General features: G+C 70.7%; 13 protein-coding genes. 3 read left to right on the top strand and 10 right to left on the bottom strand.

Features of this window, described 5'->3' with window-relative positions:
- Positions 1–7: 7 nt before the first annotated feature.
- The 3 genes from dop to J2S59_RS14195 form a co-directional block, all read right to left on the bottom strand.
- Positions 8–1522, bottom strand: a complete 1515-nt coding sequence (gene dop / locus J2S59_RS14185) for a depupylase/deamidase Dop (RefSeq protein ID WP_068117804.1) — start codon at positions 1520–1522, stop codon at positions 8–10.
- Positions 1523–3277: a proteasome ATPase gene (gene arc / locus J2S59_RS14190; RefSeq protein WP_370871542.1), complete on the bottom strand. Its 1755-nt coding sequence runs from the start codon at positions 3275–3277 to the stop codon at positions 1523–1525.
- Positions 3278–3398: 121 nt separating this feature from the next.
- Positions 3399–4340, bottom strand: a complete 942-nt coding sequence (locus J2S59_RS14195; RefSeq protein WP_068117810.1) for a tRNA (adenine-N1)-methyltransferase — start codon at positions 4338–4340, stop codon at positions 3399–3401.
- Between the two features lie 51 nt (positions 4341–4391).
- Here J2S59_RS14195 and J2S59_RS14200 point away from each other — a divergent pair, with 51 nt between their 5' ends.
- Both J2S59_RS14200 and J2S59_RS14205 read left to right on the top strand, forming a co-directional pair.
- On the top strand, positions 4392–5216 hold the full coding sequence (locus J2S59_RS14200) for a RecB family exonuclease (RefSeq protein ID WP_246360139.1): 825 nt from the start codon (positions 4392–4394) through the stop codon (positions 5214–5216).
- 61 nt (positions 5217–5277) lie between these two features.
- On the top strand, positions 5278–5865 hold the full coding sequence (locus J2S59_RS14205; RefSeq protein ID WP_306825235.1) for a hypothetical protein: 588 nt from the start codon (positions 5278–5280) through the stop codon (positions 5863–5865).
- Here the strand turns inward: J2S59_RS14205 and J2S59_RS14210 are convergent.
- Positions 5859–6533: an HAD family hydrolase gene (locus J2S59_RS14210; RefSeq protein WP_246360142.1), complete on the bottom strand. Its 675-nt coding sequence runs from the start codon at positions 6531–6533 to the stop codon at positions 5859–5861. The genes J2S59_RS14205 and J2S59_RS14210 overlap by 7 nt on opposite strands.
- 2 nt (positions 6534–6535) lie before the next feature.
- A complete protein-coding gene (gene metH / locus J2S59_RS14215; protein WP_246360144.1) occupies positions 6536–10177 on the bottom strand; it encodes a methionine synthase in 3642 nt (1213 codons plus the stop codon).
- 163 nt (positions 10178–10340) lie between these two features.
- Here metH and J2S59_RS14220 point away from each other — a divergent pair, with 163 nt between their 5' ends.
- On the top strand, positions 10341–11195 hold the full coding sequence (locus J2S59_RS14220) for a PAC2 family protein (protein WP_068117823.1): 855 nt from the start codon (positions 10341–10343) through the stop codon (positions 11193–11195).
- A gap of 16 nt (positions 11196–11211) precedes the next feature.
- On the opposite strand, the gene mshC is transcribed toward J2S59_RS14220, so the two are convergent.
- From mshC to J2S59_RS14245, 5 genes are read right to left on the bottom strand one after another with little or no spacing between them, the layout of a single operon-like run.
- Positions 11212–12435: a cysteine--1-D-myo-inosityl 2-amino-2-deoxy-alpha-D-glucopyranoside ligase gene (gene mshC / locus J2S59_RS14225; RefSeq protein WP_068117825.1), complete on the bottom strand. Its 1224-nt coding sequence runs from the start codon at positions 12433–12435 to the stop codon at positions 11212–11214.
- A gap of 23 nt (positions 12436–12458) precedes the next feature.
- Positions 12459–13250: an SCO1664 family protein gene (locus J2S59_RS14230; RefSeq protein WP_246360143.1), complete on the bottom strand. Its 792-nt coding sequence runs from the start codon at positions 13248–13250 to the stop codon at positions 12459–12461.
- A complete protein-coding gene (locus tag J2S59_RS14235) occupies positions 13243–13818 on the bottom strand; it encodes a DUF3090 domain-containing protein (protein ID WP_068117828.1) in 576 nt (191 codons plus the stop codon). Before J2S59_RS14235 ends, J2S59_RS14230 begins: the two co-directional genes overlap by 8 nt.
- A gap of 32 nt (positions 13819–13850) precedes the next feature.
- On the bottom strand, positions 13851–14561 hold the full coding sequence (locus J2S59_RS14240) for an MSMEG_4193 family putative phosphomutase (protein ID WP_068117830.1): 711 nt from the start codon (positions 14559–14561) through the stop codon (positions 13851–13853).
- Positions 14562–14579: 18 nt separating this feature from the next.
- Positions 14580–15404 carry an undecaprenyl-diphosphate phosphatase gene (locus J2S59_RS14245; RefSeq protein WP_306825236.1) on the bottom strand — a complete coding sequence of 275 codons (825 nt, stop codon included), beginning with the start codon at positions 15402–15404 and terminating at the stop codon, positions 14580–14582.
- Positions 15405–15463 lie beyond the last annotated feature (59 nt).

Raw genomic sequence — 15463 nt, forward strand, 5'->3', positions numbered from 1 at the left:
TCCGACCCTACTGGTCGGAGGTCAGCGCGTGGACGAGGTCCTCGGCCGTGGCGCAGCGGTCGATCAGGTCGCCGACGTGCGCCCGGGTCCCGCGCAGGGGGTCGATGGTCGGGACCCGCTGCAGCGACGGGCGTCCGGGCAGGTCGAAGATCACTGAGTCCCACGAGGCCGCCGCGATGCGGTCGGCGTACTTCTCCAGGCAGCGACCGCGGAAGTAGGCCCGGGTGTCCTCCGGGGGCTCGCCCACCGCGCGGTCGACCTCGGCGTCGCCGAGCAGTCGCTCGATGCGCCCCAGCCGCACGAGGCGGTGATAGAGACCCTTCTCGAGCCGGTTGTCGGCGTACTGCAGGTCGATCAGGTGCAGCTTCGCATCGTCCCAGTCCAGTCCGTCGCGCTCGCGGTAGGACTCCAGCAGGCGCAGCTTCGCGACCCAGTCGAGCTCGGAGGCGCAGGAGTGGACGTCGGTCTCGAGCCGGGTCAGCACCGACTCCCAGCGCGTCAACACGTCGCGGGTCTGCGCGTCGGCGTCGGTGCCGTAGCGGTCCTCGACGTACTTGCGGGCGAGGTCGAGGTACTCCATCTGCAGCTGGACGGCGGTGAGCTTCCGGCCGTCGCGGAGTCGGACGAGGGTCTTCAGCGTGGGGTCGTGGGAGACCGCACGGAGCGCCGCGACCGGGCCGTCGATCGTCAGGTCGCGGGTGATGAACTGGTCCTCGATCATCGCCAGGACGAGCGAGGTCGTGCCGACCTTGAGGTACGTCGACACCTCCGCGAGGTTGGCGTCGCCGATGATCACGTGCAGCCGGCGGTAGCGCTCGGGGTCGGCGTGCGGCTCGTCGCGTGTGTTGATGATCGGGCGCTTGAGCGTGGTCTCGAGTCCGACCTCGACCTCGAAGTAGTCGGCGCGCTGGCTGACCTGGAAGCCCTGCCCCTTGCCGTCCTGGCCGATCCCGACCCGGCCCGCACCACACACCACCTGCCGGCTGACGAAGAACGGCGTGAGGTGGGTGACGATGTCGGCGAACGGCGTCGACCGCCGCATGAGGTAGTTCTCGTGAGCGCCGTAGCTGGCGCCCTTGTTGTCGACGTTGTTCTTGTAGAGCGCGATCGGGGTGGCCCCCGGCGTCGCTGCCGCCAGCTCCGCGGCCCGCCGCATGACGTGCTCGCCGGCCTTGTCCCACAGCACGACGTCGCGCGGCGTGGTGACCTCCGGTGTGGAGTACTCCGGGTGGGCGTGGTCGACGTACAACCGCGCCCCGTTGCCCAAGATGACGTTGGCCAGCCCGAGGTCCTCGTCGGTGAGCTGCGAGGGGTCGGCGGCGTCGCGGGACAGGTCGAACCCCCGCGCGTCGCGCAGCGGCGACTCCTCCTCGAAGTCCCAGCGCGCCCGCCGGGCCTGCGCGGTGGCGCTCGCGTAGGCGTTGACGATCTGCGACGAGGCGACCATCGGGTTGGCCTGGGGCTGGTTCTGCACCGAGATGCCGTACTCGACCTCGGTGCCCATGACGCGGCGTACGGTCATCTAGAGGTACTGACCCGTGTTGGAGACCGTGTCGATCGAGCGGCCGGGCTCGGTGCCCTGCTTGCCGGTGACGAGCGTGCGGATGAACACGATCCGCTCGCCCTTCTTGCCCGAGATCCGCGCCCAGTCGTCGGGGTTGGTCGTGTTGGGCAGGTCCTCGTTCTCCTTGAACTCGTCCACGCACGCCTGGAGCAGGTGGGACACCCGCAGGCCGCGCTGGTCGTGGTCGAGGAAGTCCTTGATCGCCATCTTCTTGGCTCGGTCGACGATGTTCTGGATCATCGCGCCGGAGTTGAAGTCCTTGAAGTACAGGACCTCCTTGTCGCCGTTGGCGTAGGTGACCTCCAAGAAGCGGTTCTCGTCGCTCTCGGCGTACATCCGCTCGACCGTCGCCCGGATCATCGCGGCGACGCAGGCCTCGCGGTCGCCGCCGAACTCGGCGAGGTCCTCGGCGTGCAGCGGCAGGCGCGAGGTGAGGTACTTGGAGAAGATGTCGCGCGCCGACTCCGCATCCGGCCGCTCGATCTTGATCTTCACGTCGAGCCGGCCCGGGCGCAGGATCGCCGGGTCGATCATGTCCTCGCGGTTGGAGGCACCGATGACGAGGACGTTCTCCAGGGTCTCCACGCCGTCGATCTCGCTGAGCAGCTGCGGGACGATGGTGTTCTCGACGTCGGAGGACACCCCCGAGCCGCGGGTGCGGAACAACGAGTCCATCTCATCGAAGAACACGATGACCGGCGTACCCATGCTCGCCTTCTCACGGGCGCGCTGGAACACCAGCCGGATGTGGCGCTCGGTCTCGCCGACGTACTTGTTGAGCAGCTCGGGGCCCTTGATGTTGAGGAAGTACGCCCGGACCTCGTTGCCGAGGCCCTCGGCGCCCGTGCGCGCGGCCACCTTCTTCGCCAACGAGTTCGCGACGGCCTTCGCGATCAGCGTCTTGCCGCAGCCGGGCGGGCCGTAGAGGAGCACGCCCTTGGGCGGCTTGAGCTCGTGGTCGACGAAGAGGTCGGGGTGGAGGTACGGCAGCTCGACGGCGTCACGGATCTGGTCGATCTGGTTGCGCAGGCCACCGATCGACTCGTAGTCGATGTCGGGCACCTCCTCGAGCACCAGCTCCTCGACCTCGGACTTGGGCACGCGCTCGTAGACGTAGCCCGACCGGCCGTCGAGGAGCAGGGAGTCACCGGCGCGCAGCGTGATGTCACGCAGCGGCTCGGCCAGTCGCACGACCCGCTCTTCGTCGGCGTTGCCGAGCACGAGGACGCGTTCGCCGTCGGCGAGCAGCTCCTTGAAGGTGACGATCTCCCCGACCTTCTCGAACGCCAGGGCCGAGACCACGTTGAGCGACTCGTTGAGCATGACCTCCTGCCCGGGCGTCAGCGCGTCACGGTCGACTGCAGGGCTGACGTTGACCCGGAGCTTGCGGCCGCCGGTGAAGACGTCGATCGTGCCGTCCTCGTGCGCCTCGAGGAAGGTGCCGAACCCCGCGGGCGGCTGGGCGAGCCGGTCGACCTCCTCCTTGAGGGTGGTGATCTGGTCACGGGCGTCGCGCAGCGTCTGGGCGAGCTTCTCGTTCTGCGCCGTGAGCGCCGAGAGCGAGCGCTGGGCATCGGCCAGGCGCAGGTCGAGGCCGTCGGCGCCCCCGCGGTCGGAGAGCCGTCGGCGCAGCGCGCCCACCTCCGCCTCCAGGTCGGCGACCTGGCGCAGCAGGTCGTCGGTGCTCCGGCTCGAGTGCCGGTCCGGACCCATCCCTGATGTCGGCATCCCCGATGTCGGCATGGCGTTCACCTCCGCAGGCTCGTGGCGACGACACTACCCGCGCCGTCCCCACCTCACCCGGGATATCCGCCCCGGGTGGGTCACCGATTGGTCACGGATCCGGCGTCGTCTCGGGTGCTGGGACGCCGGTGGGCCGCGGGCCCGTGTAGTCGGTCCCGTAGGCACCCGGCGCCGGACGCCGCTTCTTGACCGGTGCGCGCTCTCCCGGGCTCATCCGCCGCGCGGTCACGAGGAAGCCGGTGTGTCCGTTCATGGAGTGGGCCGGGCGCACCGCGAGACCCTCGACGTGCCACTCCCGGACCAGCGTCTCCCACGGCTGCGGCTCGGTGAACTCCCCGTGGGCGCGCAGGGTCTCCACGACCCGACTCAGCTGCGTGGTCGTGGCGACGTAGCAGCAGACGATCCCACCGGCCCGGAGCGCGGTCGCGACGGCATCGATGCAGTCCCACGGTGCGAGCATGTCGAGGATGACGCGGTCGACCGAGCCGGGCGCCTCGACCTGGGGCAGCGCCTCGGCGAGGTCGCCCACGGTGAGGGTCCAGGTGGCGGGGACGTCGCCGAAGAACTGGTCGACGTTCTTCTCGGCGATCGCGGCGAAGTCGTCACGGCGCTCGAAGGACGACACCCGACCCTCGGCGCCGACGGCGCGCAGCAGGCTGCAGGTGAGGGCGCCGGAGCCTGCGCCCGCTTCCACCACGACCGCACCGGGGTAGATGTCGGCCATCGCGACGATCTGGGCGGCGTCCTTCGGGTAGACCACGGCGGCCCCGCGGGGCATCGACACGACGTACTCGTTGAGGAGCGGACGGAACACCAGGTAGTCCGCCCCGAGCGTGCTCGTGACGGTGAAGCCCTCCTCGCGCCCGATCAGGGCGTCGTGGTCGATGGCGCCCCGGTTGGTGAAGTACTGCTTGCCCGCCTCCAGGCGCAGGTTGCGCCGCCGGCCCTTGGCGTCGGTCAGCCGCACCCATTCCCCGGACTCGAGGGGACCTCGGCGGACGCCGGAGGGCGCGGACGGCTGCTCGTTGCTCACCCGCGGGAGCCTACGAGGTCGATGTCGGTCCAGCGCCTTAAGGTCGGCCTCATGACGTCCGAGGCACCCTCGCTCTCTCCCTCGCGGGCTGCGGAGTTCGTCATGTGTCCGTTGCGCTACCGCTTCCGCGCGATCGACCGGCTGCCCGAGCCGCCCTCGGCCGAGGCCGTCCGCGGCACCCTGGTGCACCTCGTCCTGGAACGCCTCTTCGACCTGCCCGCTGCGGAGCGCACGCCTGCGGCGGCGGTCCAGCTGCTCGCGCCGGCCTGGCAGGACCTGGTGGCCCTCGAGCCGGAGTGCCTCGATCTGCACGCTGACGACGAGGAGCGCGACCGCTGGCTGGAGACGGCGGCAGCGATCGTCGAGCGCTACTTCGTGCTGGAGGATCCGCGCAGCATCGAGCCCGCGGAGCGCGAGCTCTTCCTCGAGCACCTGCACGAGTCCGGGGTCGTCCTGCGCGGGATCATCGACCGGGTCGACGCCGCTCCCGATGGAGCACTGCGGATCGTCGACTACAAGACCGGCCGTCCGCCCGGCGAGCGCTACGAGGCGGCGGCGTTGTTCCAGCTGCGCTTCTATGCGCTGTTGCTGTGGCGCACCCGTGGCGTCCTACCGACCGTCTTGCAGCTGCTCTACGTCGCCGACGGCACGGTGCTGAGCATCGCCCCGGACGCCGACGACCTGCGACGCACCGAGCAGCGCGCGCTCGCCGTCTGGCGGGCGATCCGGTCTGCCGAGGCGTCCGGTGAGTGGTTGCCCGGGGAGCGACCGCCATGCTCCTGGTGCGCCTACCAGGCGCTGTGCCCGGCGTGGGGCGGCACCCCTCCCCCGTTGCCTGCGACCCCTACTCCTCGAGCGGCCGACGTCCTATCCTGACCGGAACACTCGGGGGACACGCCGATCATCTGCGGCCGTCTCGGATCATCAGGGGGAAGCAATGGTCAGGACTCGCCTTCGGTCGACGGTGGCGATCTTCGCCGCCGGCACGATCGTCAGCACGGTGGGCGTCGTCGCTCTTGGGAGCCCTTCTGCCTCGGCGTCGCAGGGATGCACCAAGCGCGAGGAGTCGGTGATCACCGGCAAGGGCAGGGGCGTCTGGATCCCCAGCAGCCTCGCCGGTCCGTGGACCGCCGGCGAGGGCTCGGTGTCCATCAGCTGGACGGAGGGCAAGGACTACTCCCAGGCCCGCGGTTCCAGCAGAGCGGTCGGTGGCGAGGGGAAGTTGAAGCTCCCACTCGGCGAGGCGTCAGCGACCTACAACCACCAGTGGAACAAGAACACCACCACCACGACCCGGCGGACGACCACGGTCAACCGCACCTGGACCATCCCGAAGAAGGGCAAGCACCGCATCCGGTGGTACCAGCGCGGTCGGGAGTTCCGGGCGACGAGGTACATCTTCTATGTGAACTGCCCCTCGGTGTCCCGCACGTGGGTGGTCCGGGTCCCTCTGAGGAGGGACACCCAGGCGAACCGACTGATCGCGATCGAGAAGTTCAAGAACCGCAACAAGCCGCGCTACTGACCGACGTACGCTTCCCACAGGTCGGCCACCCGGATCCCGGCCAGCCCCGAGGAACGCACGACGCGTCCCGGTCCCGGGAGGACCGGGACGTGGTTGGGCACCGCGAGCACGCGACAACCGGCGGCCTCCGCGGACCGGGCGCCGGTGTTGCTGTCCTCGATGGCCAGGCAGTCCTCGGCGGGCACGTCGAGCAGGCGTGCTGCCTTCAGGTACGGCTCGGGATGCGGCTTGCCGTGGGTCACGGTGTCACCGGTCACGATGGCGGCGAAGGTTCCCGCAGGGAGGGCGTCCAGCATCGGCTGGACGAAGCGCGTGTAGGACATCGTCACCAGCGCACACGGCACGCCGCGCTCCCCGAGCTCAGCCAACAGCTCGCGCGCACCCGGACACCACGGCACCTCGGTGCGCATCCGCGCGGTCACCCGGTCGAGGAGTTCCTCGACGATCTGGGCCGGCTCGAGCGGCACGCCCGCGTGCTCGGCGATGTAGCGACCGGAGGTCAGGAGGTCGTTGCCGACGAGCTGCAGCGCGTGCTCCTCGCTCCACGACCCCCCGTACTGCTCGGCGAGCTCGAACTCGGCCGCAATCCAGTACGGCTCGGTGTCGACGATCGTGCCGTCCATGTCCCACAGCACGGCCGCCGGCGTCCGGACGTCCGTTGCCGCCACGCTCAGTCCTCGGGCTCGTAGGCGAGGTTGGGGGCCAGCCACCGCTCAGCCTCCTGCTTGGTCCACCCCTTGCGCCGGGCGTAGTCCTCGACCTGCTCCTGGGAGATCCGGCCCACGACGAAGTACTGCGAGTCGGGGTGGGAGAAGTACCAGCCGCTGACCGAGGCGCCCGGCCACATCGCCATGCTCTCGGTGAGCTGGATGCCGGCACGCTCCTCGACGTCGAGCAGCTCCCACAGGGTCTGCTTCTCGGTGTGCTCCGGGCACGCCGGGTATCCGGGCGCAGGGCGAATACCCTGGTAGCGCTCCTTGATCAGGTCGGCGTTGGTCCACTCCTCGTCGGCGGCGTAGCCCCACAGCTCGCGGCGTACGCGCTCGTGCATGCGCTCGGCGAACGCCTCGGCCAGCCGGTCGGCCAGGGACTCGAGGAGGATCGCGGAGTAGTCGTCGAGCTGCTCCTTGAACTCCAGCACCTTCTGCTGCGACCCGATGCCCGCGGTCACCGCGAACGCACCCACCCAGTCGGACAGCCCGGTCTCGCGGGGCGCCACGAAGTCGGCCAGACACTTGTGGGGTACGCCGGCGCGGTGCTGGCCCTGCTGGCGCAGCTGATGCAGCACGGTGCGCACCTCGGTGCGGGTGTCGTCGGCGTAGACCTCGATGTCGTCACCGACCGACGCGGCCGGGAACAACCCGACGACTGCGCTGGCGCGCAGCCACCTCTCGGCAATGAGCCGGTCGAGCATCTCCTGGGCGTCGTCGTAGAGCCGGCGCGCGGCCTCCCCGGTGGCGGGGTTGTTGAGGATGTCGGGGAACGACCCCTTCATCTCCCACGAGTTGAAGAACGGCTGCCAGTCGATGTAGTCCCGCAGCTCAGCGAGGTTCTCGTCCTCGAACACGGTGATGCCCGGCGCCCGGGGCTGCGGCGGCACGTAGTCCGCCCAGTCGATCGGCGTTCGGTCGGCACGCGCATCCTCCAGCCGCACGAGAGGACGCTGCTGGTTGCGGGCCGCGTGCCGCTCACGGAGCGAGTCGTAGTCGGCGGCCAGGTCGGCGAGCAATCCCTCGCGGCGACCCTCCGACAGCAGCGCGGAGGCGACCGGGACCGAGCGCGAGGCGTCCTTGACCCAGACGACCGGCTGGGAGTACTTGGGGTCGATCTTCACGGCCGTGTGGGCGCGCGACGTCGTGGCGCCACCGATGAGCAACGGGATCGAGAGCCCTTGGCGCTCCATCTCGGTGGCGAGGTTGACCATCTCGTCGAGTGAGGGGGTGATCAGGCCGGACACACCGATGATGTCGGCGTTCTTCTCCCGCGCGGTGTCGAGGATCTGCTGCGCCGGCACCATCACGCCGAGGTCGATCACCTCGTAGTTGTTGCACTGCAGCACGACGCCGACGATGTTCTTGCCGATGTCGTGGACGTCGCCCTTGACGGTGGCCATCACGATCGTGCCGTTGCTGCCGCGGTCCTCGACGCCGGTAGCCGCCTTGCGCGCCTCGATGAAGGGGATCAGGTAGGCCACGGCCTTCTTCATCACGCGGGCGGACTTCACGACCTGGGGCAGGAACATCTTGCCGGCGCCGAACAGGTCGCCGACGACGCCCATGCCGTCCATCAGGGGACCCTCGATGACTTCGATCGGCGCGCCACCACGGGCCTCGACCTCAGCGCGCAGCTCCTCGGTGTCGGCCTCGACGTGGGCGTCGATGCCCTTGACCAGCGCGTGCGTGATGCGCTCCGCGGGCGGCAGGCTGCGCCACTCCTCTGCCTCCGGCTCGACCTCGTCGGCGGCGCGGTTGTGCTTCTCGGCGATCTCCAGCAGCCGCTCGGCCGCGTCGGGGCGGCGGTTGAGGACGACGTCCTCGATGCGCTCGCGCAGCTCCGGGTCGACCTGGTCGAAGACGACCAGCGCGCCGGCGTTCACGATGCCCATGTCGAGACCGGCGCGGATGGCGTGGAAGAGAAAGACCGCGTGGATCGCCTCCCGGACCGGGTTGTTGCCCCGGAAGGAGAAGGAGACGTTGGAGATGCCGCCCGACACGAGCGCGCCGGGGAGGTTCTCCTTGATCCAGCTCGTGGCTTCGATGAAGTCGAGTCCGTAGGAGGCGTGCTCCTCGATGCCGGTCGCGACGGCGAAGACGTTGGGGTCGAAGATGATGTCCTCGCGCGGGAAGCCGACCTCCTCGGTCAGGATCCGGTAGGCACGCCCACAGATCTCCTTGCGCCGCTCGAGGTTGTCGGCCTGGCCGTCCTCGTCGAAGGCCATGACCACGACCGCGGCGCCGTAGCTGCGGCACAGACGGGCGTGCTCGACGAACGCCTCCTCCCCCTCCTTGAGGGAGATGGAGTTGACGATCGGCTTGCCCTGCACGCACTTCAGGCCGGCCTCGATGACCTCCCACTTCGAGGAGTCGACCATGATCGGCACGCGGGAGATGTCGGGCTCGGAGGCGACCAGCCGCAGGAACCGCTCCATGGCGGCGACGCCGTCGATCATCCCCTCGTCCATGTTGACGTCGATGACCTGCGCACCGGACTCGACCTGCTGCGCGGCGACCGACAGGGCAGCGTCGTAGTCGCCGTCCTTGATCAACCGGCGGAACCGGGCCGACCCGGTGATATTGGTGCGCTCCCCCACGTTGACGAAGAGCGAGTCGGCGGTCACGGTCATCGGTTCGAGACCGGCCAGGCGCAGTGCCGGGTCGACACTGGGGACGACCCGCGGGGTGCCCTGCGCGGCCACGGGCGCGATCGCAGCGATGTGCTCGGGGGTGGTGCCGCAGCACCCGCCGACGAGATTGACCAGCCCGTCGGCCACGAAGCCCTCGAGGATCGCTGCGGTCTCGGCGGCGGCCTCGTCGTACTCACCGAAGGCGTTCGGCAACCCGGCGTTGGGATAGCAGGAGACATAGGTGTCGGCCACCCGAGCGAGCTCGGCGAGGAACGGCCGCATCTCCTTCGCGCCCAGCGCACAGTTGAGACCGACGGCGAGGGGTTCGACGTGCCGCACCGAGTTCCAGAACGCCTCGGTCGTCTGCCCCGACAGGGTGCGCCCCGAGGCGTCGGTGATGGTGCCCGAGACGATGACCGGCCACTGCCGGCCGAGCTCGTCGAACAGGGAGCGGATCGCGAAGATCGCGGCCTTGGCGTTGAGGGTGTCGAAGATCGTCTCGATCAGGAGGATGTCGGCGCCACCGTCGACGAGACCACGGGCAGCCGTGGAGTAGGCCTCGACGAGCACGTCCCAGGTGACGTTGCGCGCGGCGGGGTCGTTGACGTCGGGCGAGATCGACGCCGTGCGCGTCGTGGGACCGATCGCACCGGCGACATAACGCGGTCGCTGCGGTGTGCTGAACGCGTCGGCCGCGGCGCGGGCCAGCTTCGCCGCCTCGACGTTGATCTCGTAGGCGAGGTCGTCCATGCCGTAGTCGCCCAGGGCGACGGAGTTGGCGCTGAAGGTGTTGGTCTCGATGATGTCGGCGCCGGCCTCGAGGTACTCGCGGTGGATCGCGGCGATGATCTCGGGCTGGGTGATGGTCAGCAGGTCGTTGTTGCCCTGGACGTCCTTGTGCCACTGCGCGAACCGCTCACCGCGGTAGCCCTCCTCGCTGGGCCGGTCGCGCTGGATGGCGGTGCCCATCGCCCCGTCGATCACCAGGATCCGGCGCTCCAGCGCAGCGCGCAGCTCGGCGGTGACATCGGGACGGTGGAGGGACGCGGACACCCGGCCAGCGTAGGTGAGCCCGCCTACCGGACGGCGGTTCTCCGCATGCTGACATGGGCCGACGTCCTAACCTGGAGGTGTGATCGAGATCGAGGAAGTCGACCCGCTGACCGCGCCGGTGCTGATCGCCGCGTTCGAAGGATGGAACGACGCCGCCGACGCTGCGTCCGCGGTGATCGACCACCTCATCGACGTCTGGGACGCCCAGGTCGTCGCGGCCATCGACCCCGAGGACTTCTACGACTTCCAGATGAACCGCCCCGTCGTCGGCACCGACGATGCGGGCATGCGGCGCATCACCTGGCCGTCGACCCAGCTCTCGGTCGCGCGCCCGCCCGGGGCGAGCCGCGACATCGTCCTGCTGCGCGGCATCGAGCCGAGCATGCGCTGGCGCCAGTTCTGCGCCGAGCTGCTCGCCGGCGCCGACGAGCTCGGGGTCGAGATGGTGGTCACGCTGGGCGCGTTGCTCGCCGACACGCCGCACACGCGACCCATCCCCGTGACCGGGACGGCCTCCGAGCCCGAGCTCGCCGACCGGCTGAAGCTCGACCAGTCGCGCTACGAGGGACCGACGGGCATCGTCGGGGTCTTCGAGGATGCCTGCACCCGGTTGGACTTCCCGGCCGTGTCGTTCTGGGCGGCGGTCCCCCACTACGTCGCCCAGCCGCCGTGCCCCAAGGCGACCCTGGCGCTGCTCGGCCAGCTCGAGGACCTGCTGGAGATCAGCATCCCGCTCGGCACCCTGCCCGAGGACGCCCGGGCGTGGGAGCGCGGGGTGGACGAGCTGGCGGAGGACGACGAGGAGATCGCCGACTACGTGCGGGCACTCGAGGAGAGCCGCGACACCGCCGAGCTCCCCGAGGCCAGCGGCGAGGCGATCGCCCGCGAGTTCGAGCGCTACCTCAAGCGGCGCGACGACTCGCAGACCGACTGAGCGGACCCGAGCGGCGTCAGAGGCGGACGCCGAGGGCGGCGTCGACGAGGCGGCGTACGGCGTCTCCCCCGCCGGACCCGCTGACCGCCCAGGCGTCCAGCGCCGCGAGCGCACGCGGGGCGTCGAGGTCGGCACGCAGTGCGGTGAGCACCTCGCCGCACACGGGCCCGGCGTCGCCGTCGGGGCGCGACGCGGCCGCCTCACGCCAGGTCGCCAGCCGCGTCTCGGCAGCGCGCAGCAGGTCGCTGCTCCACTCCCAGTCGCTGCGGTAGTGCTGGGAGAGCAGGGCGAGTCGGATGGCGACGGGCTCGACACCTGCCGTCCGGAGCCGGGAGACGAACTCGAGGTTGCCGAGGGACTTCGACATCTTCTCGCCGTCGAGCGCCACCATCCCGGTGTGGACGTAGGCACGGGCGAACCGCTCGCCGTTCGCGACCACCTGGGTCTGCGCGGCCGACATCTCGTGGTGCGGGAAGACCAGGTCGCTCCCCCCGCCCTGGACGTCGAGGGGCCCCCCGGCGTGGGCACGGGCGATCGCCGAGCACTCCGTGTGCCACCCGGGGCGCCCGCGACCCAGCGAGGAGTCCCAGGCAGGCTCGTCCGGACGCTCGGCGCGCCACAGCAGGCAGTCGAGCGGGTCCTTCTTGCCGGGACGGTCGGGGTCGCCGCCGCGCTCGGCGAAGATCGCCGCCATCTGCTCACGGGTCCAGCCGGAGACCTCTCCGAAGGTCGGGTCGGCGGAGACGGAGAAGTAGAGGTCGTCCTCGACCGCGTAGACCGATCCCGCGGCGCGGAGCTCCTCGATCATCTCCACGACGAGCGGGATGGACTCGACGACGCCGATGTAGGCAGCCGGAGCGAGGACGTTGAGCGCCTCCATGTCGGTGCGGAACAGGTCGGTCTGGCGCTGCGCGAGCTCGCGCCAGTCCTCGCCGTCACGGGTGGCGCGCTCGAGCAACGGGTCGTCGACGTCGGTGACGTTCTGGACGTACTGCACCCGGTGGCCGGCGGTGCGCCACGCCCGGTTGAGCAGGTCGAAGGCGACATACGTCGCGGCGTGGCCGAGGTGCGTGGCGTCGTACGGCGTGATGCCACAGACGTAGAGCCGCGCCGTGCCGTCGGCGGGGGTCAGCTCCATCAGGGAGTCGGAGGCGGTGTCGTGCACACGCACGGCCACGTCGGCGACGGCCGATGCCAGGTCGCTGACGTCGGGCGGGTCGATACTCGGCCAGGCGTGCATGGGGTCAGTCTAGGGAGGGGGTCTCAGAAGGCGGGCCATGGGATGGCCGGCCACTCACCACTGGGGAAGGGCAGTGCCCCGGTGCGTAGCAGGTCCTGGCAGCGCCGCCGGCAGGCACGGACCTCCGCCGAGGTCACGTGCGCATCCAGAGCCATCGCCAGCGGGCTCTCCTGGTCGCCGAGCTCGTCCACGAGAGCCGTGACCGCGGCCCGCTCGTCGGGCAGCAGCGCCTCGCCCGCCCAGCCCCACAGCACGGTGCGCAGCTTGGGGTCGACGCTCATCGACACGCCGTGGTCGACGCCGTAGCGGTGGCCGCCGTCGACGGCGATCACGTGCCCGCCCTTGCGGTCGCCGTTGTTGATGACCGCGTCGAAGACCGCCATGCGGCGCAGCGCGGCGCAGTCCTCGTGGACGAGGTCGACCGGGTGGCCGTCCCCGTCGATCGCCGAGAGCACGTGCCGGAACCCCGGGGCCGGGGTGCCCTCGGGCACCAGGTCCACCGGCTGCGCGCTCGGGTCCGGCTCGACGTAGAGCTGGACCATCCCCGGTCCCGCCGGACCGTCGCGCAGCACGGTCGGGGGCACGACCTCCCAGCCGAGGGCCTCACTCACGAGGTACGCCGCCACCTCGCGGCCGGCGAGGGTCCCGTCGGGGAAGTCCCACAGCGGGCGCTCCCCCGCGACGGGCTTGTAGACGGCACGCACGCCGTCGATCTCCACCAGCAGCGTGGCGTTCGAGGCGGGCAGGATCCGCCCGACGACCGTCAGCTCCGCGTCCGCCAGCAGCGGTGCCGTGGTCGCGAGGGGCTCACGCACCGGACCGCTTGAAGCCGTTGGCGCGCGGACACAGGTGACCCTCCGGGTCGACCGGTCCCCCGCAGAACGGGCACGGCGCCCGGCCGGCGGCGACCACCCGCTCGGCGCGCTCGCAGAAGGCGCGCGCCTGACCGGGTCGCAGCCGGACGAGCAGGATCTCCGCGGGCTCGGGTTCGCTGATCTCCTCCTCCGGCTGGTCGGGCGCGATGACCGACTCCTCGGTGAAGGGGAAGACTTCGACCACCACGCTGTCGTCGCTGTCGTCCCAGGCCAGCGTCATGGTGCCGGCGCGGAACTCCTCGACGATCGGCTGCTCCAGCGGCAGGTCGTCGGCGAGGTCCTTCGGGGTCACGGCCGGCACGACGACGTCCTCACCGGCCGCCCGCATCACCTCGTCGAGGAGCTCGTCGATGCGGTGGGCCAGCGCTGCGACCTGCTGCTTCTCGAGCGCGACCGTGGTGATCCGAGTGCCGGCGCGGGCCTGCAGGAAGAAGGTGCGTTGTCCTGGCTCGCCCACGGTCCCGGCGACGAAGCGCTCGGGAGGGTCGAAGCGGTGGATGACCGGCATGGTTCGACTCTAGGGGCACTGGTCCAGCGGGCTCAGACCCCGGTCGTGCCACCGACCACGGCGTCGCCGTCGGCGGCTGTCGCGCGCCGCTTGCGCTTGCGTGGCGGCGGGGCCAGGTGGGCCAGGGAGCCGGCTTGGGTGTTGGTCGCGAGCACGAAGGCCCGTTGGGGGGTGTAGCGCACCACCGACAGCGACCCGGGGTCCACGACGATGCGCTGGAACTCGTCGAGGTGCAGGCCGAGGGCGTCGGCGAGGATCGCCTTGATCACGTCACCGTGGCTGACCGCGACCCAGATCGCGTCCGCGCCGTGCTCCTCCTCGGCCACGCGGTCCCAGCGGCGTACGGCCTCCACCCCCCGGGCGGACATCGCCGCCAGGGACTCCCCGCCCGGGAAGTGCGCGGCCGAGGGGTGCGCCTGCACCGTGCGCCACATCGGCTCCTTGGTGAGGGCCCGGATCGGCTGGTTCGTCCACGTCCCGTAGTCGCACTCGGTGAGGCCCTTCTCGCGGGTCACCGGCACGTCGAGGTCCAGCCCGGCGAGCAGGCCCTTGGCCGTCTCGCGACACCGCTCGAGGGGGCTCGTCACCACGGCGGTCGGACGCAGGCCGACGAGCCGCTCCCCCGCCTCTCGTGCCTGGCGTACGCCGTGGTCGTCGAGGTGCACGCCGCGTGAGCGCCCCGCGAGGACACCTGCGGTATTGGCCGAGCTCCGCCCGTGCCGGGCCAGGATGACGGTCGCCATGGTGGCCGAGCCTAGACCTCAGGCGGTCAGGACCCCGCCGGTGAGAAGGCCCAGGACCGCCACGCCGAGGACGACGCGGTAGACGACGAACGGCGTGTAGGAACGGGTGGAGACGTAGCGCAGCAGCCAGGCGATGGCGGCGTACCCGACCACGAACGCGATCGCGGTCGCGAAGATGGTCGGTCCCCAGCCGTAGGGGTTGGTCGAGCCGGAGACGTCCTTGAGCTTGTAGACCCCGGCGCCCACGACCGCGGGGACAGCGAGCAGGAAGGCGAAGCGGGTGGCCGCCGCACGGTCGAGGCCCAGGACGCGTCCCATCGAGATCGTCGCCCCGGACCGGGAGACGCCGGGCACCAGCGCCGCGGACTGCGCCAGGCCCATGAGGACGGCGTCGCGCAGGCGCAGGTCGTCGGTGGTGCGCCTCATGGAGCCCCAGCGGTCGGCTGCACCGAGGACGAGGCCCATGGCGATGAGCATCACCGCGACCACCCAGAGGCTGCGGAACTCCCGGTCGATGAGGTCCTCCAGGGTCAGCCCGAGGATCACGACCGGGATCGAGCCGATGATCACGTACCACCCCATCCGTGAGTCGAGGTGGCCGCGCAGCTCGGGTCGGAAGAGGGACCGGACCCAGGCGTTGCCGATGCGCCAGATGTCGTGGCGGAAGTAGAGCAGCACGGCGACCTCGGTGCCGATCTGCGAGACCGCGGTGAAGGCCGCACCGGGGTCCTCCCAGCCGAACAGCTCCGGGAAGATGCGCAGGTGGGCGCTGCTGGAGATCGGCAGGAACTCCGTGAGGCCCTGCAGCAGGCCGAGCACGGCAGCCTGGAGGTAGTCGAGCACCGCGCAAGGCTACGGCGAGCCGAGCAGCGCGCGCGAACGGGTGCCCGCTAGGTTTCCAG

Source organism: Nocardioides massiliensis, assembly GCF_030811215.1.
In the GTDB taxonomy this organism is placed as follows: domain Bacteria; phylum Actinomycetota; class Actinomycetes; order Propionibacteriales; family Nocardioidaceae; genus Nocardioides_A; species Nocardioides_A massiliensis.

Excerpts from the sequence above, each read along its gene's own strand:
- dop (WP_068117804.1), bottom strand. The coding sequence starts at position 1,522 with ATGACCGTACGCCGCGTCATGGGCACCGAGGTCGAGTACGGCATCTCG.
- arc (WP_370871542.1), bottom strand. The coding sequence starts at position 3,277 with ATGGGTCCGGACCGGCACTCGAGCCGGAGCACCGACGACCTGCTGCGC.
- J2S59_RS14200 (WP_246360139.1), top strand. The coding sequence starts at position 4,392 with ATGACGTCCGAGGCACCCTCGCTCTCTCCCTCGCGGGCTGCGGAGTTC.
- J2S59_RS14205 (WP_306825235.1), top strand. The coding sequence starts at position 5,278 with ATGGTCAGGACTCGCCTTCGGTCGACGGTGGCGATCTTCGCCGCCGGC.
- metH (WP_246360144.1), bottom strand. The coding sequence starts at position 10,177 with ATGGGCACCGCCATCCAGCGCGACCGGCCCAGCGAGGAGGGCTACCGC.
- mshC (WP_068117825.1), bottom strand. The coding sequence starts at position 12,435 with ATGCACGCCTGGCCGAGTATCGACCCGCCCGACGTCAGCGACCTGGCA.
- J2S59_RS14235 (WP_068117828.1), bottom strand. The coding sequence starts at position 13,818 with ATGCCGGTCATCCACCGCTTCGACCCTCCCGAGCGCTTCGTCGCCGGG.
- J2S59_RS14240 (WP_068117830.1), bottom strand. The coding sequence starts at position 14,561 with ATGGCGACCGTCATCCTGGCCCGGCACGGGCGGAGCTCGGCCAATACC.